The sequence below is a fragment of the Collinsella sp. AM42-18AC genome (assembly GCF_003467965.1).
GTDB lineage: Bacteria > Actinomycetota > Coriobacteriia > Coriobacteriales > Coriobacteriaceae > Collinsella.
In genome coordinates this window covers 262,199-288,977 of the sequence record NZ_QSFY01000001.1, presented here as the reverse complement: position 1 = coordinate 288,977, position 26,779 = coordinate 262,199, and the positions used below count along the sequence as shown (strand labels likewise).

20 protein-coding genes and 1 tRNA gene are annotated in these 26,779 nt (G+C 60.8%); 16 read left to right on the top strand and 5 right to left on the bottom strand.

What is annotated here, in order from left to right; translation table 11 throughout:
• Nucleotides 1-174: 174 nt before the first annotated feature.
• From dnaK to DW913_RS01145, 5 genes are all read left to right on the top strand, one after another.
• A complete protein-coding gene (gene dnaK / locus DW913_RS01165; RefSeq protein ID WP_117564548.1) occupies nucleotides 175-2,067 on the top strand; it encodes a molecular chaperone DnaK in 1,893 nt (630 codons plus the stop codon).
• 2 nt (nucleotides 2,068-2,069) lie between these two features.
• Complete coding sequence (locus DW913_RS01160) at nucleotides 2,070-2,912, top strand: nucleotide exchange factor GrpE (protein WP_117797293.1); 843 nt, start codon at nucleotides 2,070-2,072, stop codon at nucleotides 2,910-2,912.
• A gap of 107 nt (nucleotides 2,913-3,019) precedes the next feature.
• The gene (locus DW913_RS01155) at nucleotides 3,020-3,985 is read left to right on the top strand and encodes a DnaJ C-terminal domain-containing protein (protein ID WP_117790316.1); all 966 of its coding nucleotides are present in this window, start codon (nucleotides 3,020-3,022) and stop codon (nucleotides 3,983-3,985) included.
• Between the two features lie 72 nt (nucleotides 3,986-4,057).
• Nucleotides 4,058-4,474: a heat shock protein transcriptional repressor HspR gene (locus DW913_RS01150; RefSeq protein ID WP_117797291.1), complete on the top strand. Its 417-nt coding sequence runs from the start codon at nucleotides 4,058-4,060 to the stop codon at nucleotides 4,472-4,474.
• Between the two features lie 286 nt (nucleotides 4,475-4,760).
• Nucleotides 4,761-7,061 carry a hydratase gene (locus DW913_RS01145; protein ID WP_117797289.1) on the top strand — a complete coding sequence of 767 codons (2,301 nt, stop codon included), beginning with the start codon at nucleotides 4,761-4,763 and terminating at the stop codon, nucleotides 7,059-7,061.
• A gap of 269 nt (nucleotides 7,062-7,330) precedes the next feature.
• Here the strand turns inward: DW913_RS01145 and DW913_RS01140 are convergent, their stop codons facing one another.
• Nucleotides 7,331-7,999, bottom strand: coding sequence for a hypothetical protein (locus tag DW913_RS01140; RefSeq protein ID WP_117797287.1), 669 nt, complete (start codon nucleotides 7,997-7,999; stop codon nucleotides 7,331-7,333).
• A 234-nt stretch (nucleotides 8,000-8,233) separates the two neighbouring features.
• Between DW913_RS01140 and DW913_RS01135 the strand changes: the two genes are divergently transcribed.
• From DW913_RS01135 to DW913_RS01120, 4 genes are all read left to right on the top strand, one after another.
• Nucleotides 8,234-8,905: a hypothetical protein gene (locus tag DW913_RS01135; protein ID WP_147329350.1), complete on the top strand. Its 672-nt coding sequence runs from the start codon at nucleotides 8,234-8,236 to the stop codon at nucleotides 8,903-8,905.
• A 286-nt stretch (nucleotides 8,906-9,191) separates the two neighbouring features.
• The gene (clpB, locus tag DW913_RS01130; protein WP_117797282.1) at nucleotides 9,192-11,819 is read left to right on the top strand and encodes an ATP-dependent chaperone ClpB; all 2,628 of its coding nucleotides are present in this window, start codon (nucleotides 9,192-9,194) and stop codon (nucleotides 11,817-11,819) included.
• 134 nt (nucleotides 11,820-11,953) lie between these two features.
• Nucleotides 11,954-12,148 carry a hypothetical protein gene (locus DW913_RS01125; RefSeq protein WP_233539944.1) on the top strand — a complete coding sequence of 65 codons (195 nt, stop codon included), beginning with the start codon at nucleotides 11,954-11,956 and terminating at the stop codon, nucleotides 12,146-12,148.
• A 208-nt stretch (nucleotides 12,149-12,356) separates the two neighbouring features.
• Nucleotides 12,357-13,709: an ATP-binding protein gene (locus tag DW913_RS01120; RefSeq protein WP_055250796.1), complete on the top strand. Its 1,353-nt coding sequence runs from the start codon at nucleotides 12,357-12,359 to the stop codon at nucleotides 13,707-13,709.
• 44 nt (nucleotides 13,710-13,753) lie between these two features.
• On the opposite strand, the gene DW913_RS01115 is transcribed toward DW913_RS01120, so the two are convergent.
• From DW913_RS01115 to DW913_RS01105, 3 genes are all read right to left on the bottom strand, one after another.
• Entirely contained in the window at nucleotides 13,754-15,241 is a 1,488-nt protein-coding gene (locus DW913_RS01115; RefSeq protein WP_117797280.1) for a hypothetical protein, read from the bottom strand.
• Nucleotides 15,242-15,483: 242 nt separating this feature from the next.
• Nucleotides 15,484-16,491 (bottom strand): DUF5692 family protein, encoded by a 1,008-nt coding sequence (locus DW913_RS01110; protein ID WP_117634470.1) that lies wholly within the window; start codon nucleotides 16,489-16,491, stop codon nucleotides 15,484-15,486.
• A 63-nt stretch (nucleotides 16,492-16,554) separates the two neighbouring features.
• A complete protein-coding gene (locus tag DW913_RS01105) occupies nucleotides 16,555-17,217 on the bottom strand; it encodes a TetR/AcrR family transcriptional regulator (RefSeq protein WP_117634468.1) in 663 nt (220 codons plus the stop codon).
• 189 nt (nucleotides 17,218-17,406) lie between these two features.
• Between DW913_RS01105 and DW913_RS01100 the strand changes: the two genes are divergently transcribed.
• The 7 genes from DW913_RS01100 (at nucleotide 17,407) to DW913_RS01070 (ending at nucleotide 24,556) form a co-directional block, all read left to right on the top strand.
• Nucleotides 17,407-20,184: an FAD-dependent oxidoreductase gene (locus tag DW913_RS01100; protein ID WP_199580707.1), complete on the top strand. Its 2,778-nt coding sequence runs from the start codon at nucleotides 17,407-17,409 to the stop codon at nucleotides 20,182-20,184.
• Nucleotides 20,185-20,280: 96 nt separating this feature from the next.
• Complete coding sequence (locus tag DW913_RS01095; RefSeq protein WP_117797278.1) at nucleotides 20,281-20,709, top strand: hydrogenase maturation nickel metallochaperone HypA; 429 nt, start codon at nucleotides 20,281-20,283, stop codon at nucleotides 20,707-20,709.
• A 374-nt stretch (nucleotides 20,710-21,083) separates the two neighbouring features.
• On the top strand, nucleotides 21,084-22,073 hold the full coding sequence (locus DW913_RS01090; RefSeq protein WP_117637934.1) for a PTS sugar transporter subunit IIB: 990 nt from the start codon (nucleotides 21,084-21,086) through the stop codon (nucleotides 22,071-22,073).
• 18 nt (nucleotides 22,074-22,091) lie between these two features.
• The gene (locus tag DW913_RS01085; RefSeq protein WP_089573274.1) at nucleotides 22,092-22,910 is read left to right on the top strand and encodes a PTS mannose/fructose/sorbose transporter subunit IIC; all 819 of its coding nucleotides are present in this window, start codon (nucleotides 22,092-22,094) and stop codon (nucleotides 22,908-22,910) included.
• A gap of 16 nt (nucleotides 22,911-22,926) precedes the next feature.
• Nucleotides 22,927-23,847 carry a PTS system mannose/fructose/sorbose family transporter subunit IID gene (locus tag DW913_RS01080; protein ID WP_117564942.1) on the top strand — a complete coding sequence of 307 codons (921 nt, stop codon included), beginning with the start codon at nucleotides 22,927-22,929 and terminating at the stop codon, nucleotides 23,845-23,847.
• Between the two features lie 120 nt (nucleotides 23,848-23,967).
• Nucleotides 23,968-24,366, top strand: coding sequence for a DUF956 family protein (locus tag DW913_RS01075; protein WP_117736764.1), 399 nt, complete (start codon nucleotides 23,968-23,970; stop codon nucleotides 24,364-24,366).
• 114 nt (nucleotides 24,367-24,480) lie between these two features.
• Nucleotides 24,481-24,556 (top strand) — tRNA-Arg (locus tag DW913_RS01070).
• A gap of 150 nt (nucleotides 24,557-24,706) precedes the next feature.
• Here the strand turns inward: DW913_RS01070 and pknB are convergent.
• Complete coding sequence (gene pknB / locus DW913_RS01065; protein ID WP_117797276.1) at nucleotides 24,707-26,668, bottom strand: Stk1 family PASTA domain-containing Ser/Thr kinase; 1,962 nt, start codon at nucleotides 26,666-26,668, stop codon at nucleotides 24,707-24,709.
• Nucleotides 26,669-26,779: the final 111 nt, after the last annotated feature.

Below are 26,779 nucleotides of genomic sequence, written 5' to 3'. Positions count from 1 at the left end.
TACCTGCGCATTTGAGAACCTAAACTCTCAGAGATAAGAAATCTTATATGAATTGACTTAGATTTTGTATATTCCGGCCCATAAGGGGATACACTACATCCTGAAAGACAAGCCGAAGCGCCGCGCGACAGACCGTCGAGGCGGCGCGAACGCAAAAGAGAGAGGGAATTTCTAATGAGTAAGATTCTTGGTATCGACCTTGGTACTACTAACTCCGCTATGGCCGTCCTCGAGGGCGGTTCTCCGACCATTATCGTGAACGCCGAGGGCGACCGCACCACCCCGTCCGTCGTGGGCTTCCGTGCCGACGGCGACCGCGTCGTGGGTAAGGCCGCTAAGAACCAGGCCGTCACCAACCCCAAGAACACCGTGTTCTCCATCAAGCGCTTCATGGGCCGCAAGTACTCCGAGTGCACCTCTGAGATCAAGACCGTGCCGTATGAGGTCAAGGAGGGCCAGGGTGGCCGTGCCGTCGTCGATATCGAGGGCAAGGATTACACCGCCGAGCAGGTGAGCGCCATGACGCTCGCAAAGATGAAGGCCGACGCCGAGAAGTATCTGGGCGAGACCGTCACCGACGCCGTCATCACCGTCCCGGCCTACTTCAACGACGCCCAGCGTCAGGCCACCAAGGACGCCGGTAAGATCGCCGGCCTCAACGTCAAGCGTATCGTCAACGAGCCGACCGCTGCTGCTCTGGCCTATGGCCTGGACAAGCAGGGCACCGACCAGCGCATTCTGGTCTTCGACCTGGGCGGCGGCACCTTCGACGTCTCCATCCTCGACCTCGCTGACGGCGTGTTTGAGGTTCTGTCCACCTCGGGCGACAACCACCTGGGCGGCGACGACTGGGATCAGCGCGTCATCGACTGGATGGCCGATAAGTTCCAGCAGGAGAACGGTGTCGACCTGCGTCAGGACCCCATGGCCCTGCAGCGTCTGAAGGAGGCCGCCGAGAACGCCAAGAAGGAGCTCTCCGCAGCCCAGCAGTCCACCATCAACCTGCCGTTCATCACCATGAACCAGTCTGGCCCGCTGCACCTCAACTACACGCTGACCCGCGCAGAGTTCGAGAAGATCACCCGCGACCTGCTCGAGCGCTGCAAGCAGCCTGTCACCAACGCCCTGCGCGACGCCAAGCTTAAGCTCTCCGATCTGACCGAGGTCATCCTCGTCGGCGGCTCCACCCGTATGCCCGCCGTCCAGGATCTGGTCAAGACCATGACCGGCAAGCAGCCCAACATGTCCGTGAACCCCGACGAGGTCGTTGCCGACGGCGCTGCCGTCCAGGGCGGCGTGCTCACCGGCGACGTCGAGGGCATCCTGCTGCTCGACGTTACCCCGCTGTCGCTGGGCGTCGAGACCATGGGCGGCATCATGACCAAGATGATCGACCGCAACACCACGATCCCGACCTCCAAGACCGAGGTCTACTCCACCGCTGCCGACAACCAGACCAGCGTCGAGATCAACGTGCTCCAGGGCGAGCGCGAGCTTGCCCGCGATAACAAGTCGCTCGGTAAGTTCCAGCTGACCGGTATCCCGGCTGCCCGCCGCGGTGTGCCGCAGATCGAGGTCACCTTCGACATCGACGCCAACGGCATCGTCAAGGTCTCTGCTAAGGACAAGGGCACCGGCAAGGAGCAGCAGATCACCATTTCCGGCTCCACCGCGCTTTCCGACGACGAAGTCGATCGCATGGTCAAGGACGCCGAGGCTCATGCCGAGGAGGACAAGAAGCAGAAGGAAGAGGTCGAGGTCCGCAACCAGACCGACAGCCTGTGCTACTCCACCGAGCAGACCCTCAACGAGCTGGGCGACAAGGTTTCCGCCGATGTAAAGTCCAAGGCCGAGGCCGCTATCGCCGACGCCAAGAAGGCGCTCGAGGGCTCTGACGTCGAGGCCATCAAGGCCGCTGGCGAATCCCTGCAGTCCGTAGCCTACGAGCTGGCTCAGGTTGTCTACGCCGACGCTCAGCAGCAGACCGACGGCGCCGCCGGTGCCCAGCCTGCCGACGATGACGTTGTCGACGCCGACTACGAGGTTGTGGACGACGAGGACAAGTAATCATGTCCGCCCGTAAAGCTCGCACGGAGGCGGCCGCCGCTGGCGCCGCCCCCGTTGACTCTGAGGAGAAGGACGTGAAGATTCCCGTAGAGGCCGTCGACGATACCGAGGCCAACGAGGCCGAGGCCGCCGAGGCTGCCGAGAACCAGGTAGAGGATTCCAACAAGGAGGCGACGATGACCGAGGACGAGATGGTGGAAGCCGCTATCCGCGCCGGTGAGGAAGCCGCCGACAACGACTTTAAGCTTAAGTTCGAGCAGGCCCAAAAGGAGCTTGCCGACGTGCGCAATGAGCTCGATGCTGCGGCAGAGGCTCAGAAGGCCGCCGAGGACAAGGCGAAGGACGCCACCGAGCGCACCGCCCGTCTGCAGGCCGACTGGGAGAACTTCCGTCGCCGCACCGCCAACGAGCGCATCGCCGAGCGCGAGCGCGCGACCGAGAAGCTCGTTACTGCGCTGCTGCCGGTGGTTGACGATATCGAGCGTGCGATCGACCATGCCCGTAGCCAGGAGCTTTCCGACGACTTTAAGCAGTTCGTCGATGGCGTCGATGCGGTGCATGCCAAGCTGCTCGATGTGTTTGCGCACGAGGGCGTTGAGCCCATCGACCCCAAGGGCGAGGCGTTCGATCCGCTCGAGCACCAGGCCGTGGGGCGTGTCGAGGACGCATCGCAGTACGACGAGACTGTCAACGACGTGTACCAGAAGGGCTACCGCATGGCGGATCGCATCCTGCGTTCCGCGATGGTGACGGTGACCTACGGTGGCGAGAAGCGCCCCGCACCGGAGCCCGAAGCGGCGCCCGAGGATGCTACGGCCGATACGGCCGAGAGCACCGAGGAGTAATTGAGAAGGGCCCCGGGGCAACACCCGGGGCCCTTTCTGGCCTAGTGCCATATGAAAGCATGAGCCGCCGCCCGCTGGGCGGCGGATGAAACAGGAGAGGAGCTACGATGGCTGCAGGCAAAACCTTCTATGACATCCTGGGCGTATCCAAGAGCGCCTCCGACAAAGAGATCAAGAGCGCGTTTCGCAAGCTCGCGCAAAAATATCACCCCGATGCCGGCGGCGACGAGGCCAAGTTCAAGGAGATCAGCGAGGCCTACGAGACGCTTTCGGACGAGAAGAAGCGCAAAGAGTACGACCAGATGCTCATGTTCGGCGGCATGCCGGGCGCGGGCGGCGCGTATGGCGGCGGCTACGGTGCCGGCGCCGGTGCGAGCGGCTGGGGCGATATCTTCGACAGCATCTTTAGCGGCAACGGCGCCTGGGGCAGCGATTGGGGCTCGGGCTTTGCCGGGGCTGCGGGTGCTGCCGGTGCCGGCGCGGGCCGCAGCCGTGCTCGCAAGGGCGGCGACCTGTCGCTGACTGTCGACGTGACGGCCGAGGACGCGTTCCGCGGCGTGACGCACAAGGTCACCTACCGTATTCCCTCGACGGGCGAGCAGCAGACCATTACGGTCTCGGTGCCTGCGGGCGCCGTGGATGGCGGCAAGCTGCGCTACAAGCGTCGCGGCGAGTATGGCGTTGCCGGCGGCGAGCGCGGCGACCTGGTCGTGACCACGCACGTGGAGGAGCATCCGCTGTTTAAGCGTAAAGGTGCCGACGTGACCATGGAGGTGCCGATCTCGGTCTATGAGGCGGCGCTCGGCTGCACGGTGGACGTGCCCACGCCCGGCGGTGCGACGGTTCGTCTGAAGGTGCCCGCGGGTACCCAGACGGGCAAGAAGTTCCGCTTTAAGGAAATGGGGGCGCCCGACGTTAAGCACCGTGGCCGTACGGGCGCGCTGCTCGTCGAGATCAAGGTGCAGGTCCCCACGAACCTATCCGATGACGAGCGCGATGCCATGACCAAGCTGCGCGAGGTCGACACGCGCGATTATCGCGAGAAGGTCAACCGTTACAAGGCGACGTACTAGGGCGGTCGTGGCGCACACCCGCGCCCGCGGGCTTATGATGGACGATAACGAGACGGAAAGGGGTCAGGTAGCATGGCCGAGGACAATAGGAATAAACCGCTGTACATGATCAGCGTGGCGGCCGAGTTGACCGGCATGCATCCGCAGACTCTGCGCGTCTACGAGTCCAAGGGCCTGGTGAACCCCCAGCGCTCGGGCGGCAACACGCGTCTGTATTCGCGTGCCGATATCGAGCGCCTGGAGCTCATCAACCAGCTGACTGACGAGGGCATCAACCTTGCCGGCGTGGTGCGCATCCTCGATATGAAGGAGCGTGCCGAGGAGCGCGAGCGCGAGAACGAAAGACTCCGCGCACGCGTGCGCCAGCTCGAGGACGAGCTGCACGAGTACAAGATGCAGAAGAAGATCACCGCCCTGGCCCCGCGCGACGGCTCGGTCAACCCCGAGCAAGTCATGCGCAAGCTGCTAGGTACGGGTAGCGACCTATAGCTCCGCCGACGCTGCCGGGCACTCATTGGGGACAGACTTAAATGAGTGCCCGCAGAATGAGAGTGGATAATCTCCCGTTTTTGGCCTGTTTGCAGGCTCAAAGTGGGAGATTATCCACTCTCGTCATTTCGGCGTCTAAGTCTGCCCCCGGCACCCAACTCGTTCTTTGCTTTACTGAGATAAAGTGAACGCGCAGATTCGTAGCCCACTCGCAACCGTTCTATGGCACGATATTGAACGAATGTATGCTATGCGCCCAAATTGTTTGGGCAGAGTGGGAGACAGTATGGTCAAGCTGTACGAGGACGGCATCTACCTGCGCCGTGGCAGCGAGGTTGTGCCTGCGGCCGAGGCTGCTGAGCGCGGCATTACGCAGACGCCCGAGGATGCCAAACGTGGCACCATCGCGTATTCGATCCTTCAGGCACACAATACGTCCGGCGACCCCGAGGCGCTCAAGATTCGCTTCGACGCCATGGCGAGCCACGATATCACCTTCGTCGGCATCATCCAGACGGCGCGTGCCTCGGGCATGGAGCAGTTCCCGCTGCCCTACGTGCTCACCAACTGCCATAACTCGCTGTGCGCCGTGGGCGGCACTATCAACGAGGACGATCACGTCTTTGGCCTCTCCGCGGCCAAGAAGTACGGCGGCATCTTCGTTCCGCCGCACATCGCGGTCATCCACTCCTTTATGCGCGAGAACTTCGCCGGTTGCGGCAAGATGATCTTGGGCTCCGACTCGCACACCCGCTACGGCGCCCTGGGCACCATGGCTGTGGGCGAGGGCGGCGGCGAGCTGGCAAAGCAGCTGCTGCGCGACACCTACGACGTCGCCTATCCCGGCGTTGTGGCCATCTACCTCACGGGCGCCCCGCGTCCCGGCGTCGGCCCGCACGACGTTGCGCTTGCCATCATCCGCGCCGTCTTTGCCAAGGGCTACGTTAAGAACAAGGTCATGGAGTTTGTGGGCCCCGGCATCGCGAGCATGACGACCGATTACCGCAACGGCGTCGACGTCATGACCACCGAGACCACCTGCCTTTCCTCCATCTGGGCCACCGACGAGGACACTCACGCATTCCTGACCATGCACGGCCGCGGCGACGACTACCGCGAGCTCAAGCCCGCCGATGTCGCCTACTACGACGGCTGCGTCGAGGTCGATCTGTCGAGCATCAAGCCCATGATCGCGCTGCCGTTCCATCCTTCCAACGGCTTTGAGATTGACGAGCTCAACGAGAACCTCGAGGATATTCTGCACGAGGTGGAGCTCGAGGCCGCCAAGATCGGCGAGGGTAAGACGCACTTTAGCCTGCTCGACAAGATCGTCGACGGCAAACTGCACGTGCAGCAGGGCGTTATCGCCGGCTGCTCGGGCGGCAACTACGACTCCGTGGTCCAGGCTGCCCGCGTGCTCAAGGGCGCCAACACCGGCTGCGGCGAGTTCTCGCTGTCGGTCTATCCCACGAGCCAGCCCGTGGCGCTCGAACTCACGCGTCGCGGCTATATCTACGACCTTATGGAGGCCGGCGCGATCGTGCGCACGGCGTTCTGCGGCCCGTGCTTTGGCGCCGGCGACACGCCTGCCAACAACGGCCTGTCCATCCGCCACACCACGCGCAATTTCCCCAACCGCGAGGGTTCCAAGCCGGGTAATGGCCAGCTGAGCGCTGTGGCTCTGATGGACGCCCGCTCCATCGCGGCGACGGCTGCCAACGGCGGCGTCCTGACGCCGGCGACCGACCTGCCCGAGGAGACTTGGGACGAGGCCTGCGAGTACACCTTTGACGACGCTCCCTACAAGAAGCGCGTGTACTGGGGCTTTGGCAAGGCCGAGCCGGCAGACGAGCTGGTCGAGGGTCCCAACATCAAGCCGTGGCCCGCGATGGAGCCGCTCGGCGACGACATCCTGCTTAAGGTGTGCTCCAAGATCATGGACCCGGTCACCACGACCGACGAGCTCATTCCCTCGGGCGAAACGAGTTCCTTCCGCTCCAACCCGCTGGGTCTGGCCGAGTTTACGCTGAGCCGCCGCGATCCGGCCTACGTGGGTCGCTCCAAGGAGGTCGACGCCGTGGAGAAGCGCCGCGTGGCCGGCGAGGCCACGGGCGACCTGGCGGCGCTCAATGCCGAGCTTGCCGGTGTGTTTGAGGCGCTGGCCGGCGCGGGTGTCGCGGCCGATGCCAAGGCGACCGAGTATGGCTCCATGCTCTATGCCAAGAAGCCCGGTGACGGTTCTGCCCGCGAGCAGGCTGCGAGCTGCCAGCGCGTGATCGGCGGCCTGGCCAACATCGTCCACGAGTACGCCACCAAGCGCTATCGCTCCAACGTGATGAACTGGGGCATGGTGCCCTTCCAGATGGAGGCCGAGCCCAACTTTGAGGTGGGCGACTACGTCTTTGTGCCGGGTATCCGTGCTGCGCTCGATGGCGACCTGAAGGACATCGCCGCCTACGTGGTGCGCGCCGACGGCACGGTTGAGCAGATTGAGCTCTACATTGCCGATATGACGGCAGAGGAGCGTGCCATCGTCAAGGCCGGCTGCCTGATCAACTACAACAAGTTCAAGGCCGCTGCCGAGTAACGCACTTAATTGTCCGCCCGGGGCTTACCCTTTCCCGCTCGCTCACGCGCTTCGCGAGGGTCGCGTTCGGGAAAGGGTAAGCCCCGGGCTACATTTCTGCGTTCTCGTTGGGTCTTGAGGGACGCTAAAAAAGACTTGCTTGAAGCCGCTTCTCTTAATGGGGCGGCTTCTTTTTGTCGAAAACCGCCACAAAGGGGACAGGCGCCTTTGTGGTGGTGGGGCGAGCTCGATATGGCCGCGCTCGTTGAGGGACAGTTCAATAAATGTCCCTACAGGATTTCATCCGGGTTGGCGGGTTTGGTTGTTTTGGGGATGCCGAGTTTGGATGACGCGAAATCGTCAACATTGTCCTTAATTCCGTCTTTGGTGTAGACAGTGACCATATAGGTGCTGTGTCCGAATTCGCCCTTGTCGCGTGTTGCCCAGGCATCCCAGTAGGCGGCCCCGTTTCGCCCTTTGATTTTTCCGACACGGCGGAGTTCTGTTCGCTTTAATTTCTGGTTGCTATAGATGGTTCGACCGGCCTCCTCGGTGAGCCCGCACTGTCCAAGCATCTTGTCGAGGACTTGGTTCATGTGGCGCTCATCGGTGTTTGGTGCGTAGTCGTAGGCGAGGGTGATGAAGTCGAGTGGCTGGTCGTCGATTAGATAGTTTAGCGTCTGAGGTCCAAGGCAGAAATAGGGGGAGCATCCGTCGATCTGACCGAGCAGTGGCAACTTTGACTGCCAACTTCCGGTGGGAATTCCATCTTCGTAAAACACGCCGCGACAGATAAAGGAGAGCGAGGTGGCACGCGAGCCGGCGTCGACCATTCCGCATAAATCGAAGGGCGAGGTGATACCAAGGGAAAAGGGCGTGATGACGATAAGGAAGAGCATCACGATGGGTATGGCGAGAATGGCGATGACGTTGCGACCGGTGGAATGAGGCGGCTTCATATGCGCTCCTCGAGACAAAGATCTGTTGAGGATAGGCAGAAATGGATATGTTCAGAGAGCAATTCAAGTTTAATCTCATTGCGCGAGATGGTCGACCGTTAGCGTCGAAAACCACCACAAAGGTGCCTGTCCCCTTTGTGGTGGTGAGGAGCGCGCGGCTTCTTTTGGTAATAGTGTTAGCTGGCGGTATCATTAGTGCAGGTGGCGAAGGTTTGCATTGTGGGGTGTTTTGCCGTGAGCCGTTCTGCCCGTATTGGATTGATTGTCTTGGCGCTTGCGATCGCTGTGGTTGGCGCGGGCGCTGTCGGTATGGCATTTCTACCTGCTGCGGTGACGGAGCCGGTGGTCAAGCCTGTGACTCAATCTGTCGAACTTCTGACCGGCGACGACAAGCCCGAGACCATTACCGTTGATTTTGATGAGCAGCCGGCTGTGCTGGGTATTAGCAATTATCCGCGTATTCAGCTTGGGGCCATGCGCTATACCACGGATACAAGCCTGATCGATAGGGCGTCCGAGCTACTCAAGGGCAAAACCTTTAAGCGTTGGTACGGATATGCGTCCTATCGGGCAAAAGCGAACGACATGGTTGGCGGATGCCACTCGTCCATCGAGCTGGACACTGCAAACGGCGCAAAGTTATGTGATGTCTCGTACGATCCGGGCTACGAGGGCAATGAGGGTCCGGGCATCTACATCATGGACGGCGATGTCGCCTATGTCATGGAGGGCGACCAGACCGAGCTCAACGATTTTATGGGTCAGTGTATCCAAGATGCCTATAAACAGACCTGCTTGCCTGACCCGCAGACTGCACGCGATAGTGGGTCTGCCCGTACATGGCTGTTCGAGGATGAGATGCCCTGGACCGTCGAATCGGGAAGTACGGGTTCGGCGAAGGAGTAGAGACCGCGACCACCACAAAGGTGCCTGTCCTCTTTGTGGTGGTTTTCGGTCTGTCTCGATCTGTAACATCTAGGATCAAAAATGGCTGCTAGATGTTATAGATCGAGATGGTAGTGCGCCTGGGCAGCGACGGGCTGACATCTCAGTACCCTATCCATCAATCACTCAGAAAATCTTATATATAGAGACTTAGATTTGTGTATAAGATCGTACAAAGCTGGCAACAATACTTCTCGAACAACGTGAAGCCGCCCCGTAGGGCGGCCGCCCCAAGAGAGGTGATTCCATGAGAATCGATAAGCTAGCAATGACGTCGCGCGAGGCGCTGCAGACCGCCATGAGCACGGCTGCCGACGCGCAGGCCGGCGCGGTGGAGCCGATTCACCTGCTGTCTGCCCTGCTTGGTGCCGGCGAGCGCAATATCTCCGTGATCATCGAGCGCATCGGCGCCGACCCGGCCCAGCTTGCACGCTCCACACAAGATGCCATCGACCGCGTGCCCAAGGTTTCGGGCGAGGGCCAGCAGATGGGCCTGTCCAATGAGCTCGTCCGCGTTATCGAGAAGGCCGAAAAGAAGGCCACCAAGATGGGCGACAGCTTTGTGGTGACCGAGCATCTGCTGATGGCGCTTGCCGAGGACAAGGGCGAGGCCGGCCGTGTTCTGCGCGACGCCGGCGTCACCAAGGAGCGCATCGAGCAAGTCTACGAGGAGCTGCGCGGTGATGACCGCGTGACGTCTGCCGAGGACAAGACCCAGTTTGAGGTGCTGGAGCAGTACGGCCGCAATATCTGCGACCTTGCCCGTGCCGGCAAGCTCGACCCGGTCATCGGCCGTACCGACGAGATCCGTCGTACCATTCAGGTTCTGTCCCGCCGCACCAAGAACAACCCCGTGCTCATCGGCGAGCCGGGCGTCGGCAAGACGGCCATCGTCGAGGGCATCGCCCAGCGTATCGTGGCCGGCGACGTGCCGAGCACCCTGCGCGATCGCGACCTCATCGAGCTCGACATGAGCGCGCTGGTCGCCGGCGCCAAGTATCGTGGCGAGTTCGAGGACCGCTTGAAGGCCGTGCTCAAGGAAGTGCAAAAGTCCGAGGGCAAGGTCATCCTGTTCATCGATGAGCTCCACACCATCGTGGGCGCGGGTGCCACCGAGGGCTCCATGGACGCCGGCAACATCCTGAAGCCGGCGCTTGCCCGTGGCGACCTGCACGCGATCGGAGCGACTACGCTCGACGAGTACCGCAAGTACATCGAGAAGGACGCGGCACTCGCCCGTCGTTTCCAGACTGTTATGGTGAGCGAGCCTACCGTCGAGGACACCATCTCCATCCTGCGTGGCCTCAAGGAGAAGTACGAGATCTTCCACGGCGTGCATATCACCGATAGCGCGCTCGTGGCAGCTGCCGACCTCTCCGATCGCTACATCGCCGACCGTTTTCTGCCCGACAAGGCCATCGACCTGGTCGATGAAGCGGCAAGCCGCCTGCGCATGGAGCTCGACAGCATGCCGGTCGAGATCGATGCCACCACGCGTCAGCTCACTCAGCTGCAGATTGAGGAACAGGCGCTCATGAAGGAGACCGACGAGGCCTCCAAGGAGCGTCTGGAGGCTCTGCGCCAAGAGATCGCTGAGGTCCAAGAAAAGCTCAACGTGCAAAAGGCCGGCTGGCTCAACCAGAAGAACGCTATCGACCACGTGCAGGAGCTCAAGGGGCAGCTCGACGAGGCCAAGAGCGAAGAGGAGCGTGCGACGCGCAACGGCGACCTGGGCCGTGCGTCCGAGCTGCGCTACTCCGTGATTCCGGGCCTGCAGCAGCAGATTCAGGATTCCGAGGCTGCGCTCGAGGCGCAAAAGCAGCAGGACGGCGAAGGCCTCAACGAACAGGTGACCTCCGATGAGATCGCTGAGGTCGTGAGCGCTTGGACCGGCGTGCCCGTCTCCAAGATGATGCAGGGCGAGCTCGACAAGCTGAAGGGCTTGGAGGGCGAGCTGCATAAGCGCGTCATCGGCCAGGACGAGGCGGTCTCCGCTGTCGCCGCGGCCGTGCGTCGCAGCCGTGCGGGCCTCTCCGATCCGGACAAGCCCATCGGCAGCTTCTTCTTCCTGGGCCCCACCGGCGTGGGCAAGACCGAGCTCGCCAAGGCGCTTGCCGAGTGCCTGTTCGATGACGAGCGTGCGCTCGTGCGTATCGACATGTCCGAGTACATGGAGAAGTCCAGCGTCCAACGTCTGATCGGTGCGCCTCCGGGATACGTGGGTTACGACGAGGGCGGCCAGCTTACCGAGGCCGTGCGCCGTCGTCCGTACTCCGTGATTTTGCTCGACGAGATGGAGAAGGCTCATCCGGATGTCTTTAACGTGCTGCTGCAGGTGCTTGATGACGGCCGTCTGACCGATGGCCAGGGTCGCCAGGTGTCCTTCAAGAACACGATCATCATCATGACGTCTAACGTGGGCTCCAAGGCCATCGCCGATCTGTCCGGTAAGGACGAGGAGGAGATGCGCCATCAGGTCGACGCCGCCATGGCTCAGACCTTCCGCCCCGAGTTCCTCAACCGTATCGACGATATCGTGGTGTTCCATCCGCTCGGCATGGCGCAGATCGAGAAGATCGTCGACATCCAGCTTGCCGACGTCCGCGCGCGTCTGGCCAAGGAGCGCATGACGCTTGCCATCACCCCGGCGGCCAAGCAGATGCTCGCCGTGGGTGGCCTGGACCCCGTGTTCGGTGCCCGTCCGCTCAAGCGCCTGGTCCAGCGCGAGGTCGTGGACGCCATCGCCGCCGCCATCATCGACGGTACGGTGCGCGAGGGCGATCAGGTGACGGTCGATGCCGACAAGGACGGCGGCTTTACCGTCGTGTGCGACAACACGCCGTCTGCTACCTACGAGGTCCCCGACGCCGAGTAGATTTATGGGACATGCCTTAAAATCTGCCAGCCGTCTCTAAACGCCAAGGGCGGCGGATCCAATTGGGTCCGCCGCCCTTTTTCGTGCGACAATCGATAATGTTGAACACGATTGCATGGCAAGGAGATATGCAGATGATAGACAAGAACAAGACGAATGCGCCGGTCGCCAACGCCGCGCCGGCCGCACCCAAGTCTGTGCCCAAGCCTGTGCCCAAGCCGCGCGACCCCTACATCCGTGCCGAGAACGAGGATGACGACGGCTACGATCCTTATAGCGATCGTCGCCCCGAGCGCGAGCCCCTCTTCGAAGCCGACCCCTGGCGTTAAGTAGCTCATTTGGGACGGGGCTTTTTTAGCTACTTTGTTTTCGGCTAGAGGCGTTCATGCCTGCCCCCCTCGGCCGCTCGATATCCTCCGGGAGCGGCCACTAATAGAAAACTTGCTTATCCATTAATCAAGATACGCATAATCTTGCTCTCCTGCTAATCAAGAATCGTTATAATCTTGATTAGCAGGAGAGCAAGATTGGAGAATTATGGCATTCAACGACTTGGTGGCTCAAAAAATAAAGGACTTTGAGCAACAGGGGATTCCGCAGGTCTTTGAGCGCGACCTTGATCTGGGCAACCCGCAGGAGCCAAAGCGCGACAACATCGTATATGTGATTGTGGGCGCCCGTCGTTGTGGAAAGACGTATCGCCTGTATCAGGAGATACGGCGGCTTCAGGGCCAAGGCGTCGAGCTTGACCGGATGCTATATTTCAATTTTGAGGATGAGCGCTTGCGTCCGTATGAGCCATCGCTACTAGCGGACGTGCTCGATACATTCTATGCACTATATCCTGCTGCTCGAGGCGAGGGCGCCTACCTTTTCTTTGACGAGATCCAGGAAATACCCGAATGGGGTGCGTTTCTGCGACGCGTGGTCGATACGGAGAAGGCGACCGTTTACGTGACGGGATCTTCTTCTAAGATGCTGTCCTCAGAACTTAAGAGCGAGTTCAGGGGCCGTTCTCTTGTGCGAGAGCTTTTTCCGTTGAGTTTTTCGGAATACGTCCGATATAAGACGGGGAGCGTTCCTGAGTCGAACGCACCCTTCTCCTCGAGCGATGCAGCGTTGCTCCGACACCATCTGGTCGGATATCTCGAGCGAGGGGGATTCATCGCGACACTTGAGCAGACGCCCGCAGACGCGATTCAGCTGCTACAGGAATATGCGTCGCGAACGGTCGCCATGGACGTCGTTGAACGTTACGACGTCAAGAACCCCCGTTTGGCCTCGCTGTTTCTGGCGCGGTGCATGGCATCTTCGGGACGAGAGCTGTCAGTGAACAAAGTGTACAACGAGTTCAAGAGCAGACAGATATCCGTCAGTCGAAATACGCTCAGCGACTTACTTGAGTATTACGAGGATGCCTACCTGCTGTTTTCGGTGCCGGAGTTCACGCGTTCGCTTGCAAATAATACGCGGTCTGCGTCTAAGGTCTACGCCGTCGATCCTGCGATGTTCGGAGCGTTCTCCCCCGCATCGGCATTGGATCATGGTCAGAGGCTCGAGACCGCGGTGTTCAATGCGCTCAGAAGAAGGACCCCCGCCGTGCGGCCCGGTTCGGTTTGCCGCCTGCTGATTAAAGATAAGAATAAAAGCCATGAGGTGGACTTTGTGGCTGGGGATGCACTGCTCATGCAGGCTTACGGCCTGATTCAGGTAAGTGTGGATATGACAAGCGAGAAAACGCGCGAGCGCGAAATTGCCGCGCTCGATGCCGCGATGGCCCAGTTTGATCTTGGCGAGTCGGTAATCGTTACCATGGATGAGCAGGCCGATATTCCATGCAAACACGGCGTGGTACATGCTGTGCCCGCATGGAAGTGGCTCCTTTCCTAATCGTCTATGGATTTGCGAGGCCAGGACTCAGGTGTCATGGTCCGCTAGTCCTGGGCCTTGATGCTCGGCAACAGAATCTGGGCGAGGTAGTCGGTCTCGAGTTTGGTCGCGGCGTCGGCCTTGCCGTCTTTGCCGACCAGTACGTTCTTGATCTGGCTATAGGTGTAGCGGTTGCCGGTCGTGAGCTCGACAAGCTCAATGGCCGAGTCCATAGGGTAGGTCGACACGGGATTCTGCGTCCGTCCGTTGATGGTCTGGGGCACCACGTACGGATAGACGGGACCGCTGGCGTAGACGGTATAACCGTTGCCTAGGTTGGCCGCACCCAAAACCGTATCGCCCTCATCGGGCGTAAAGCTCTCGCCCTCGCGCACTGCGACGAGCGTCACAATCGGTGTATCGCTGTCGCCGGCAAGATAGATGCATAGCGTGCTGCCATTTTGCCAAGTCTCGACCTTGCCGTACCACTCGACGGGGATATCGAGCTGGTAAAGGTCGGTTGCCTTGTGGCGGGCGTCGGCATCACGGGCCGCCTGTGCCTTTTGCGCGCTCACGGCATTGACGGCGGCATCGCGCCGCGCGGTTGCCGCCTGCTGGAGCACCTTGGCGGTGGCGGCGGAGCTCGCACCTCCCTCCTCGGCATATTTGGCGGCGGCATCGATCTGGTCGTCGGTTACCGTGTCGGCCGAAGGCACCTTGAGCTTAAAGGTAGCCTGGGCACTTAAATCCTGTCCATCGCTCTTAACGGTGACCTGCGCCTTGGTGGTCGGGACGGTATAGATAGTGCCGTCGGCCGCGATGGGGGAGGCAGCGATGGAGAGCGTGTAATCGCCGGGCAGCAGTTTGATGCCGCGGCCGTGCTCGTCAACATAGAGCGTTTCGCTCACGGAGGAGCCGTCAGAATCCTGACCGCTCACCTGTACGGGAATCTTGGAGCCAGTGGAACAGTTGAGGCCCGCGGCATGCACGCCAATCTGCACTGACATCATCGTGTGGGCATTGGCGGCGACAGCGGCAGCCTGCTCTTGCTGATATCCGTTCCAGGCAGCATAGCCTGCACCGCCGGCGACGAGCGCGACGGCCACGACACCGGCGACCATCAGATTGCGGCGCTTGGGCGACATCTTACGATGACGAACCTCGGCTTCGTGTGCCGAGGGAGCGGACGGCAGGGGAATATCTCCCATGGCGATGGTCTCGTCGACGACTGGCGCAGAGCCCAAGCCGGGGAGCTCGCGGGTGAGCGATTCGTCGACGGGCAAGTCGCCAAGCAGGGAGGTCTCATCTCCCGCGTTGGGTTCCGGTTGGCCATTGCCCTCGTCATCGCCTTTTTCGACATCGGCTTCATCGCGAGCATCCTCGACGTCGTCGCCCGTATCCGGTATGCCATCGCCCGCCGCGTCCTGCATGTCGGCGATTGTCTCGTCAAACGCAACTTCGTCCAGCGAAAACCGGTCTAGGCTCTCCAAGGCCTCGGCGCACGCCGCTGCATCTTGGGCCGCGTCCTCTTGGCCCCTCGTCTCATTTTCCATATATCCCCCAAGCTCAATATCGGGACAACAATGTACCCAAAATTAAGGTCACATAGAGCTGGCGTGCAGTCGGAAATTCGATTTTATCTGCGCGATACATTGTGAATATGTGCATGAATGCACGCGCGACAGCAAAAAGCCCCCGGAAAGCAAACGAATTGCTTTCCGGGGGCTGCGCATAACGCGAGATTACGGAGCCAAAGAGACGCGCCTACATCCAAATGCGGACGGCAGCGAGCGCGTTACTCGGCGTGTGCGTAATCCACCTTGGCGCGGCGAGCGGTAGCCTTCTCCCAATCGCTGGTGCCCTCAAAGACATCCTGCTTGTAGGGATTGCGGCCGAGCTTCTTGGCGCGGTAGGCGATGTAGATGATCGCGGCGATGTTGGCGACCAGTGCGGCGATCGAGACCGCAGTAGCGGCGCTGGGGTCGAGCGTGGAGTGGGTCACAAAGATGGACTCCTCCTGGAAGTACGGGAACACCTGGGCAAACATGCACCAAATGGCCAGCGTAAAGGCGCGGTTCTGGATCCAACCGCCCTTGTTCCAGATAAAGGCGGCGACGGTGGGCGCCAGCAGCAGCGCAAAGCCGCAGAACCAGGAGTGGGCGGGCAGGCAGTTGTAGGTGTAGCAGAAGTTCCAGATATCGTAGGCGATGATGTAGACCCAGGTCATGTCGGGCCACAGCATGTCGGTCTTGTCCTCGGAGGCGTAGACGCTCCACCAACCGGTCATGCAGAAGATGTTGATGATACCGGCGATGCCGTTGAACACGTTGTTCCAGCCAGCAAGCTGCGTAGCACCTTCGGAGGTGACCCAAGTGGACTGGCCCAGGACAAAGAAGTGATAGGCGCTCTCAAAGTCGGACACGACGGCGATCATGATGTTGATGGCGACGATCACAAACGGCCACGCGCGGAACCAGTGCGCCTTGCCGATCTTGCCCCACTGATACTTAATGGCGATGAAGCCCCAGCAACCGGCCAACGCCGCGTAGACCTTGGCGTAGTGGAACCAGCTGTTCTGGTACACATGGGTGGGGTTGGTGAGCGCCCACTCGGCGCCCTGCGAAACGCCGATGGCGATAGCGACGCAGTAGATGGTCATGGCCAGCGGAGCCACGCCAAAGATGATTGCCGCGCCCAGCTTGGTGCGGCGGCCGATCTCGTTGAGCACGATCAGGCCAATAAAGACCATGGCCCAGCCGGCCCAGTGGATAAGGGTATCGCTACCCCAAACATCGAACAGCATGCTGCTCTCCTTTCACACGCCCGCGGCCCCTCTTCTGATCGCGGGCAGTTTGGCCAAATGTCGTCAGTTCTGGGGCTTGCGCTCCGGATACTTGGCGGTATAGCCCTCGATGTGGAGTGTCGAGGCGATGATTTCCTTGACCGTCTCGTCGGGCACATCGGGGTGCGTGCGGATATACATCAACAACCCCATAATGAGGGTGTAGAACGTCTCGTAGACATGGTCGATGCGTAGCTCATGATGGGCGACAAAATCCACCACGGTGGTATCGCAGATATACTGCGCCACGCGCTGGACCACGTTGTGCAAAAAGCCGCCGTAGAGCGCGCCGCTGCTCGAGGTGAGCGTGCTCGGCAACTCGTGGCCGCTCACGACCAGGCGCTTAAAGAGCGGAGCAACGGTGTCGAGTGCGCCTTCGATGTCGCCAACCGTGCGGCTGGCGTTCCACTGCTCGAGCTCGGCGATAAAGCCGTCGATTGCCTCGTCCATAACGGCGGTGACGGCGGCATCCATATCGGCAAAGTAGTGGTAGAACAGCGAACGCGTGCAGCCAGCCCGCTTGGTCACGGCCGATACCGAAAGATGGGACACACCAAGCTCGGCGCTCACGGCGCGCACAGCGGCGAGGATCTCGCGACGGCGCTCGTCGCCCGTCAGGCGTTTTGCCGCGCTATCGGATGCGGGGACGGCATCGACCACAGAGATATCTGCTGCGTTGTTGCCCATGTTTTGCCGCCTTTCATCCTCTTTTGCCTGACCGTTCGCCTAACAGTCTTGAATATTGTTGACGGTTCGTCAATACTATTTTTGACACAATGTCAACAATGGCGGGTGAAAGGCATGGGGGCATGCCCGGCCTGCAAAAAAAGAGGGGCGCTGCGGTCTCGCCGGGCTGTGGCAAGAGAAGGGACGACTATGATTCTCAACGGACCGGGGATTAGCTATACCGAGCCCGATATCGGCGCGGAGTTCGTGCCGCCGATACCGGAGCATCCGCGCGAGGCCATCGTCAAACTGTGTGAGCACTGCACCAACCGCCTGCTGCACCGCGACGAGCTGCTGGGCTACGAGTACTGGTCGTTTGCCGAGGCCGCAACCGACGAGCAGGCCGAAGTGCTCTGCAAGATGAAGATGCGCCGTCCCTATACGCTGCCCGAGATGGTCAAGCTCACCGGCATGCCCGAGGCCGATATCGAAAAAATGCTCGACGACATGAGCTACACGGGTCTGCTCGAGTACAACTGGGAAAACCCCGAGCGCGCCAAGCAGTGGGTGCTGCCCATGCTGGTGCCGGGTTCCGCCGAGTTCCTCAACATGCGCGTGAGCCAGCTCGAGGAGCATCCGGTCTATGCCAAGTTCTTTGAGCAGGCGTCCAAGGGACCGCTGTCCAAGGCCACGCCGATGGTGCCGCCCGGCGGTGCCGGCATCGGCATGCATGTCATTCCGGTCGAGAAGGCCATCGATGCCGCGAGCACCTCGGTGCCGATCGAGCATATCGAGCATTGGCTCGACAAATACGAAGGTAAGTATGCCGCTAGCACCTGCAGCTGCCGCGCGAGCCGTCGCGTGATGGGAGAGGGCTGCGCCGACGACCCGGCCGATTGGTGCATCGCCGTGGGCGATATGGCCGACTACGTGGTCGAGACCGACCGCGGCCATTATGTGACGCGCGAGGAGGTCTACGACATCCTGCGCCAGGCCGAGGACAACGGCTTTGTGCACCAGATCACCAACATCGACGGTGAGAACAAAATCTTCGCCATCTGCAACTGCAACGTCAACGTGTGCTACGCCCTGCGCACTTCGCAGCTGTTCAACACGCCCAACCTGTCGCGCTCGGCCTACGTCGCCAAGGTCGAGAAGGACAAGTGCGTGGCCTGCGGTCGCTGCGTTGAGGTGTGTCCGGCCGGCGCCGCCAAACTGGGCCAGAAGCTCTGTAGCAAAAAGGCTGGCGGACAGGTGCCCGAGTATCCGCGCCAGGAGCTGCCCGATGCCACCAAGTGGGACCACACCAAGTGGTCGCCCAACTACCGCAACGACAACCGTATCGAGACGCATGAGTCCGGCACCGCTCCCTGCAAGACGGCCTGCCCCGCGCACGTTGCCGTTCAGGGCTATTTGAAGCTCGCGGCGCAGGGCCGCTATGACGAGGCGTTGGCGCTCATCAAGCGCGAGAACCCGTTGCCCGCTATCTGCGGCCGTGTGTGCAACCGCCGCTGTGAGGATGCCTGCACCCGCGGTCGCGTGGACGAGGCCGTGGCCATCGACGAGGTCAAGAAGTTTATCGCCCAGCGCGATCTGGATGCCGCGACTCGCTATGTCCCACCTGTGGTGACCCCGACGCGTGCCGGCGGCTTCGACCAGAAGATCGCCATCATCGGCGCCGGTCCGGCCGGTCTGTCCTGCGCCTTCTATCTGGCCGAGAAGGGCTACAAGCCCGTCGTGTTCGAGAAAAACGAGCGCCCGGGCGGCATGCTCACCTACGGCATTCCCAGCTTTAAGCTGCAGAAGGACGTTATCGAGGCCGAGGTCGAGGTCATTCGCCTGATGGGCGCCGAGTTCCGCTATGGCGTGGAGGTCGGTCGCGATGTGACGCTCGACGAGCTTCGCGCGCAGGGCTTTAAAGCCTTTTACGTGGCCATTGGCTGCCAGGGTGGCCGCCTTGCCGGTATTCCGGGCGAGGATGCCGAGGACGTGACCGTGGCCGTCGACTTTTTGCGCGAGGTCAACAGCGGCAAGATCGACGCGCTGCCCGGGCGCACCATCGTGGTGGGCGGCGGCAACGTGGCCATCGATGTCGCGCGCAACGCCTGCCGTCTGGGTTCCGAGCACGTTGAGATGTTCTGCCTGGAGAGCGAGGTCAAGATGCCTGCCAGCGAGGAGGAGCGTCGCGAGGCCATTGAGGACGGCGCGCACATTAGCTGCGGCTGGGGCCCCAAGGAGATTCACCTGGACGAGGCCGGTCGTGTGTGCGGTATCACCTTTAAGCGCTGCACGCGTGTCTTTGACGACGAGGGCCGTTTTGCGCCCGAGTATGACGAGAACGACTTGCGCCGTGTCGATGCCGACCGTGTCGTCATGTCGATTGGCCAGTCCATTGTGTGGGGCGACCTGCTGGCTGGCTCCAAGGTGGAGCTCGGCCGCAGCCAGGGTGCCCTTGCCGATCCGCAGACGTACCAGACCGCCGAGCCCGACATCTTTGTGGGCGGCGACGTCTACACCGGTCCCAGCTTTGCTATCGACGCCATCGCCGCCGGTCACGAGGCCGCCGTGTCCATCCATCGCTTTGTGCAGCCGGGCTCCACGCTCACCATCGGCCGCAACCAGCGCCGCTACGCCGCGCTCGACCGCGACGATGTCGTGATCGAGAGCTATGACAACGCGAGCCGTGAGGTTGCCCACGTGGACCACGAGCGCGAGAAGGCCGCGCCCTTCAGCGAGTACGTCGAGACCTTTACCGAAGAGCAGGTGCGCGCCGAGACCGCCCGTTGCCTTGGCTGCGGTGCCTCAATCGTCGACCCCAACAAGTGCATCGGCTGCGGCCTGTGCACCACCAAGTGCGCGTTCGATGCCATCCATCTGGATCGCGATCGCCCCGAGTGCTCCACGATGGTCAAATACGAGCAAAAGCTCCCGAGCCTTGGCAAGTATGCTTTAAAGCGTGCAATCAAAATCAAGTTCGGTCGTAAATAGGTAACCATGGCGGGTAAGGGGACGGCGCAGACTAGATTTCGCTGTCCCCTTGCTTTGAGTTTGCATCGCATCAACCGTTGTTGAAAGGTTTCTACCTTGCATGAATTGGGAATCGTTTATCACATTATTCGCGATGTTGAGAACGTGGCGCGCGCCAATGGCGTGCGTCGCGTTTCGAGCGTCACGCTGCTGCTGGGCGAGGTCTCGGGCGTCGTTCCCGACTTGCTGCTCGACGCTTGGCGCTGGGCGGCAGATAAAAAGTCCATCACGCAGGGCGCGGAGCTTATCGTGGAGCCCGTCGAGGCCGTGACGCATTGCGAGGCGTGCGGCTGCGACTACGCGACGGTCGAGCACGGCAAGACCTGCCCCCATTGCGGTAGCGGCGAGACCTATCTGCTGCAGGGCCAGGAGGTCATGATCAAGCAGATCGAGACCCCCGACGAGGACCCGACAGACGCTGCCCCCGACGGCCTCTCCGATGCCCCCGATGCCGTCGACGCCGCCAACCCCCTCCACATCGCCTAACTTAGTCGTTGGGGACGTTCTTAAACGACTAGTCATTAAAGAACGTCCCCAACGACTACTTTCCTAGAGCATATTCCTTACCATTAGTCAAGCACCATCTGTTTAAACGAAATAGCCTCAACCCGAGCACATTTGTGTCTGTTTAAAACCGGCAATAATGAACAGCGTGCTCAATTCGGTCATGTAAATAGATCAGCTATCAATCCTCAGCAGCAAATCAGCCAAAATACTGGAATGTAATCAGCTTGTAACAAAACAAGACGTTTAAACAAATAATGCTACCTTTTGCAGTTTTTCAAACAATTCTGCTGTATTTGCAGCTATACTCCATAACTGTCGTGTAGGAATTACGTAGACAAAAAGGAGGTTATGTGATGGTAAGTATTGTTCTTGCTAGCCATGGTGACTTGGCGGCTGGAATCAAGCAGACGGGCTCGATGGTCTTTGGCGATCAGCCGTCTGTAGCCGTGGTCTCGCTCGAGCCGAGCATGGGCCCCGACGACTTCCGAGCCAAGGTCGAGGAAGCAGTCGCTTCCTTCGAGGACCAGGAGCAGGTGCTCTTCCTCGTTGATCTGTGGGGCGGCACGCCCTTCAACCAGATTAGCGGTCTCATCGAGGGCCATGATTCCTGGGCTATCGTCACCGGTGTCAACCTGCCTATGCTCATCGAGGCATATTCGCAGCGCTTTGACGCAAAGAACACTGCACATGCGATCGCAAAACATCTCGTGACTGAGGCTAAGGCCGGTGTGCGCGTCAAGCCCGAGTCTCTGGAGCCCGAGGAGAAGAAGCCGGCTGCGGCCGCCGCTGCTCCTGCGGGTGCCATTCCTCCGGGAACGGTGATCGGCGACGGGCACATCAAGATCGCCCACGTCCGTATCGACACGCGTCTGCTGCATGGTCAGGTGGCCACCACGTGGACCAAGCAGATCAACCCCAACCGCATCATCGTGGTCTCCGACGGCGTTGCTCACGACGAGCTCCGCAAGACCATGATCGAGCAGGCTGCCCCTCCGGGAGTCCACGCCAACGTCGTGCCCATCAAGAAGATGGCCGAGGTCGTCAAGGACACGCGCTTTGGCGACACCAAGGCGATGCTGCTGTTCGAGAACCCGCAGGATCTGCTCAGGGCCATCGAGGCCGGCGTCGACATCAAGGAAGCCAACATCGGTTCCATGGCCCACTCCAAGGGCAAGGTCGTCGTCACTAACGCTGTCGCTATGGGCGATGACGACGTCAAGACCATCGAGGCTCTCAAGGCCAAGGGCGTCAAGTTCGAGGTCCGCAAGGTTCCTTCGGATTCCTCCGAGGATCTCGACGCCATGTTGAAGAAAGCTAAGGCCGAACTGGCCGCTCAAGCATAGTAAAGGAGGGTCCGATACATGTCTGCAATCACTATTCTGCTTGTTGCGATTGTCGCGTTGCTTGCCGGTATGGAAGGCATTCTGGATGAGTTCCAGTTCCATCAGCCGCTCGTGGCATGCACGCTTATCGGTCTCGTAACCGGTCACCTTCAGGAGGGCATCCTCCTGGGCGGTTCGCTCCAGATGATGGCCCTTGGCTGGGCTAACGTCGGCGCCGCCGTCGCGCCTGACGCCGCTCTGGCCTCGGTCGCTTCTTCGATCATCATGGTGCTCGCCCTCAACGGTGGCGCCACCGATTCGGCCAAGGCCGTTACCGCCGCCATCGCCGTCGCCGTCCCGCTGTCGGTCGCTGGTCTGTTCCTGACCATGATCTGCCGTACCCTGGCTACCGCTATGGTTCACGGCATGGACGCCTGCGCCGAGAAGGGCGACTTCGCCGGCATCGAGCGTTGGCAGTACGCCGGCATCCTCATGCAGGGTGTTCGTATCGCCATCCCGGCAGTACTTCTGTGCATCATCCCGGCCGAGGCTGTTACCAACGCGCTTAACGCTATGCCCGATTGGCTGTCCGGCGGCATGGCTGTCGGCGGCGGCATGGTCGCTTCCGTCGGTTACGCCATGGTCATCAACATGATGGCCACCAAGGAGACCTGGCCGTTCTTCATCCTCGGCTTTGTCCTTGCTGCCATCCCTCAGCTCACGCTGATCGCCCTTGGCCTCATCGGCATCTCCCTTGCCCTCATCTACCTTGGCCTTAAGGATCTGGCCAAGCAGGGTGGCGGCATGGGCGGTGGCTCCGGTGACCCGCTCGGCGACATTCTGAACGATTACGAGTAGGAGGGGAGTGATACATATGGCAGAGAACAAGATTCAGCTCACCAAGGCTGACCGTAAGAAGGTTTGCTTCCGTCATCAGTTCCTTCAGGGCTCGTGGAACTACGAGCGTATGCAGAACGGCGGCTGGTGCTTCGCAATGATCCCTGCGATCAAGAAGCTCTACACCAGCAAGGATGACCAGATTGCCGCTCTTAAGCGCCACCTGGAGTTCTATAACACCCACCCCTATGTTTCCGCCCCCGTCATTGGCGTTACCCTCGCCCTCGAGGAGGAGCGCGCCAACGGTGCTCCGATTGACGATGTCGCCATTCAGGGCGTCAAGGTCGGTATGATGGGCCCGCTCGCCGGCGTCGGCGACCCCGCCTTCTGGTTCACCCTTCGCCCGATTCTGGGCGCACTGGGCGCTTCCCTGGCCCTGTCCGGCAGCATCGCCGGTCCGCTGCTGTTCTTCTTCGCGTGGAACATCATCCGTTACGCTTTCCTGTGGTACACGCAGGAGTTTGGCTACAAGGTCGGCTCCTCCATCGCCAAGGACCTCTCCGGCGGTCTGATGGGCAAGGTCACCGAGGGTGCTTCCATCCTGGGTATGTTCATCATCGGCGCCCTGGTCGAGCGCTGGGTGTCCATCTCCTTCACCCCGGTCGTCTCCAAGGTCACGCAGTCTGCTGGCGCCTATATCGACTGGGCCAACCTGCCCGCCGGTTCTGAGGGCATCAAGCAGGCACTGACGATGTACAGCTCTGTCGGTGCCAACGCACTCGACCCGGTGAAGGTCACCACGCTTCAGGCCAACCTCGATCAGCTCATCCCCGGCCTTGCCGCCGTGTGCCTGACCCTTCTGGTCTGCAAGCTCCTCAAGAAGAAGGTCAGCCCGATCGTCATCATCCTGGCTCTCTTCGCCGTCGGCATCATCGGTCGCGTCTGCGGCTTCATGTAAGCACGCTTCGGCTTAAGACCGAGAGTTGCTAGGCAAGGGCTTTTGAGCCATTGAAACGGACCGCACCCGGTGGGTACACTGGATGCGGTCCGATTGTTTTTATTGGAGGGCGAGGCGCGTATGGCGCAATCTCAGAACAGCACGGTCGATTTGGCAACGCCGGCAACCTGCCTGATGGGGCTTACCAGTCACGGTAATGTGATGGTGGGCAATAAGGCGTTTGAGTACTATAACGAGCGTAATCCCGAGGATTATATCCAAATCCCGTGGGACGAGGTCGACTATATTGCCGCCGAGGTTTTGCGCGGCACCAAGAAGATTACGCGTTTTGCCATCTTTACCAAAGAGAATGGCCACTTTACGTTTTCGACGCGCAATGACAAGGAAACGCTTCGCGCGGTGCGTAAGTACATTGACGAGGACAAGCTCGTTCGTTCGCCCGACTTTATCGATGTGACGGCCAAGGGCGCCAAGAGCATCCCCTCCGTCATCAAAAGCCTCTTCCATAAAGGCGACTAGTCGCCTGGGACGTTCTTAAACGACTAGTCATTAAAGAACGTCGCAGACGACTATCTCGAAGAGTGGCTATGCGCTGCATGGTAGTGGCGCAAATCTGCTACACTAGTACAACATGCCTCCGTAGCTCAGGGGATAGAGCACCGCTCTCCTAAAGCGGGTGTCGACGGTTCGAATCCGCCCGGGGGCACCAGAGGAATATCGAGCCCGGTACCGCTACGGTGCCGGGCTCTTCTGATTCATGCCATGTCAAAAATGAAGCGCCCGCTTGCTGGGGGAGCAAGCGGGCGCCTGTGAGCGAATATGTTTGCGGCGAGAGCCGTAATGAGCGGTTGGGTTGCGACTAGTTGGTCGTACCGGAATCGTCGCCCGTGCTCGTGCCTGAACCCGAACCCGAGCCAGAAAGTGCAACCGTCAGCGTAATCGTGCTGTCGGTGGACTGCTTGCCGGTGGGGGAGACGCCCGTGACGGTGGCGTTTTCGTTGCCACTCACGGGGTTGCCGTTCTGATCGCAGAATGCGATGTTGTAGAACCCGGCGTTGTTGAGCGCGGTGACGGCCGCGGAGATGCTCTTGCCGTACAGGTTGCCCGGAACGCTGGCCTTGCCGGACTTCTTGGCAATGACGACGGTAATCGTGGCGCCAGGCTTCTGCTTGCCGCTGGGGTTCCAGCTAATCACGGTGCCCTCGGTAACCGAATCGTTCTCCTGGTAGCTCACGTCGACGCCAAAGCCTGCCATATCGAGGGCGTTGCGCGCCTGGGCCTCGGTCATGTCGGTCAGATCGGGGACGGAGGTGGTGTCAGGACCGCTGGAGACCTTGTACGAGATGGTCGTGCCCTTCTCGACTTCCTTACCGGGTTCGGTGCCCTGCTCAAAGACCTGGCCCTCATCGGCCTCGTTGGCCTCCTCGGAGGCGTTGCCCTTCAGGCCAACGCTTGCCAGCGCGGCTTCTGCCTGGTCCTTGGTCAGGCCGACAAGCCGGGGAACCTCAACCTTCTCGGAGGGCTTGGGGCCCTTGGAGATTACCAGGTTAACCTTGGTGCCCTTGGCCTTCTTGGTTTTGCCGTTGGGCGTCTGCTCGGCGACCTTGCCCTCGTCGATATCGTCGTTGTAGCTTTGGTCGATGGTGCCGACCTCGAGGCCGGCTTCCTTGATCTGCTCGACGGCAGTCTGCTGGTCCTTGCCCAGCACATCGGGCACGGTGACCTGCTCGCCGCCAAAGAGTCCTGTGGCAAAGGCCACCACGATACCGATGACGGCAACGGCTGCCACCACGGCGGCGATGATCTTGTTCTTGTTGGATTTGGGCTTTTCGACCTCGTAGGAGCCGGTGGAGCCCGAAACCGAGCTACGGGCGGTATTCTGGCCGCTCACGCCCGAGACGGGACGTACCATGGCGCGCGTCTGATCGGAAAGCTCGCGAGTCTTGGTGGCGCCCAGTTCACCGGGTGCACCGATGATGCGCGTGGGCTCCGAGATGTTGACGGCACGGCCCGACAGGTAGCTGTTGAGCACCTGACGAAGCTCGTCGGCGGTCTGGAAGCGGTTTGCCGGGTCCTTCTCCATGCACTTGAGGATGATGCGCTCAAGGTCGGCGTCGACACCGGAGTTGATCTGGCTCGGCGGAATAGGCAGCTCGTTGACCTGCTTGAGTGCGACTGAGATGGCGTCATCACCGTCAAAGGGCACGCGGCCGGTGGCGCACTCGTACATCACGACGCCCAGCGAGTAGATATCCGAGGTGGGGCCGAGGTCCTGACCACGGGTCTGCTCGGGACTGACGTAGTGGGCGGTTCCCAGCACGTTGTTGTCTTGCGTGAGGTGGCTGTTCTTGGCGCGCGCGATGCCAAAGTCCATCACCTTGATGTTGCCGTCGGGCAGCACCATGATGTTCTGCGGCTTGATGTCGCGGTGGATGATCTCGTGCTTGTGGGCGACCGAAAGCGCGGAGCTGATCTGCGAGCCGATCTGGGCGACCTTCTTGGGGTCGAGGGCGCCGTGGCTCTTGATGCCGCTCTTAAGGTCGGTGCCGCGCAGGTACTCCATGACGATGTAATAGGTGTCGCCGTCCTTGCCCCAATCGTAGACGCCCACGATATAGGGGGAGGAGAGACCGGCTGCTGCCTGGGCCTCCTGCTTAAAGCGTGCGGCGAAGGTTGCGTCGCCAGCATACTGCGGCAGCATGATCTTGACGGCTACCGTGCGGTCGAGGACCTGGTCCTGCGCACGGAAGACGGTCGCCATGCCGCCTGTCCCCACCTTATCCTTGAGGAGGTATCTTCCCCCGAGGACCCTCTGTTCCATTCCTGCTCCTAACATAACTATTCGCTCAACGATGTGTGTAGTACCTACGATGTGGCCGCTGGGGCCGTGTGGCGCGTTGCCGCTAACTCTTCGGCCGCGGCGCGCCTCGGG

What these genes read in the sequence shown, in the direction of transcription:
- DW913_RS01140 (WP_117797287.1), bottom strand. Translation starts at nt 7,999, where the DNA reads ATGAAGCCGCCTCATTCCACCGGTCGCAACGTCATCGCCATTCTCGCC.
- DW913_RS01090 (WP_117637934.1), top strand. Translation starts at nt 21,084, where the DNA reads ATGGTAAGTATTGTTCTTGCTAGCCATGGTGACTTGGCGGCTGGAATC.
- DW913_RS01125 (WP_233539944.1), top strand. Translation starts at nt 11,954, where the DNA reads ATGATAGACAAGAACAAGACGAATGCGCCGGTCGCCAACGCCGCGCCG.
- clpB (WP_117797282.1), top strand. Translation starts at nt 9,192, where the DNA reads ATGAGAATCGATAAGCTAGCAATGACGTCGCGCGAGGCGCTGCAGACC.
- DW913_RS01145 (WP_117797289.1), top strand. Translation starts at nt 4,761, where the DNA reads ATGGTCAAGCTGTACGAGGACGGCATCTACCTGCGCCGTGGCAGCGAG.
- DW913_RS01115 (WP_117797280.1), bottom strand. Translation starts at nt 15,241, where the DNA reads ATGGAAAATGAGACGAGGGGCCAAGAGGACGCGGCCCAAGATGCAGCG.
- DW913_RS01150 (WP_117797291.1), top strand. Translation starts at nt 4,058, where the DNA reads ATGGCCGAGGACAATAGGAATAAACCGCTGTACATGATCAGCGTGGCG.
- pknB (WP_117797276.1), bottom strand. Translation starts at nt 26,668, where the DNA reads ATGGAACAGAGGGTCCTCGGGGGAAGATACCTCCTCAAGGATAAGGTG.
- dnaK (WP_117564548.1), top strand. Translation starts at nt 175, where the DNA reads ATGAGTAAGATTCTTGGTATCGACCTTGGTACTACTAACTCCGCTATG.
- DW913_RS01120 (WP_055250796.1), top strand. Translation starts at nt 12,357, where the DNA reads ATGGCATTCAACGACTTGGTGGCTCAAAAAATAAAGGACTTTGAGCAA.
- DW913_RS01105 (WP_117634468.1), bottom strand. Translation starts at nt 17,217, where the DNA reads ATGGGCAACAACGCAGCAGATATCTCTGTGGTCGATGCCGTCCCCGCA.
- DW913_RS01085 (WP_089573274.1), top strand. Translation starts at nt 22,092, where the DNA reads ATGTCTGCAATCACTATTCTGCTTGTTGCGATTGTCGCGTTGCTTGCC.
- DW913_RS01080 (WP_117564942.1), top strand. Translation starts at nt 22,927, where the DNA reads ATGGCAGAGAACAAGATTCAGCTCACCAAGGCTGACCGTAAGAAGGTT.
- DW913_RS01075 (WP_117736764.1), top strand. Translation starts at nt 23,968, where the DNA reads ATGGCGCAATCTCAGAACAGCACGGTCGATTTGGCAACGCCGGCAACC.
- DW913_RS01155 (WP_117790316.1), top strand. Translation starts at nt 3,020, where the DNA reads ATGGCTGCAGGCAAAACCTTCTATGACATCCTGGGCGTATCCAAGAGC.
- DW913_RS01160 (WP_117797293.1), top strand. Translation starts at nt 2,070, where the DNA reads ATGTCCGCCCGTAAAGCTCGCACGGAGGCGGCCGCCGCTGGCGCCGCC.
- DW913_RS01100 (WP_199580707.1), top strand. Translation starts at nt 17,407, where the DNA reads ATGATTCTCAACGGACCGGGGATTAGCTATACCGAGCCCGATATCGGC.
- DW913_RS01110 (WP_117634470.1), bottom strand. Translation starts at nt 16,491, where the DNA reads ATGCTGTTCGATGTTTGGGGTAGCGATACCCTTATCCACTGGGCCGGC.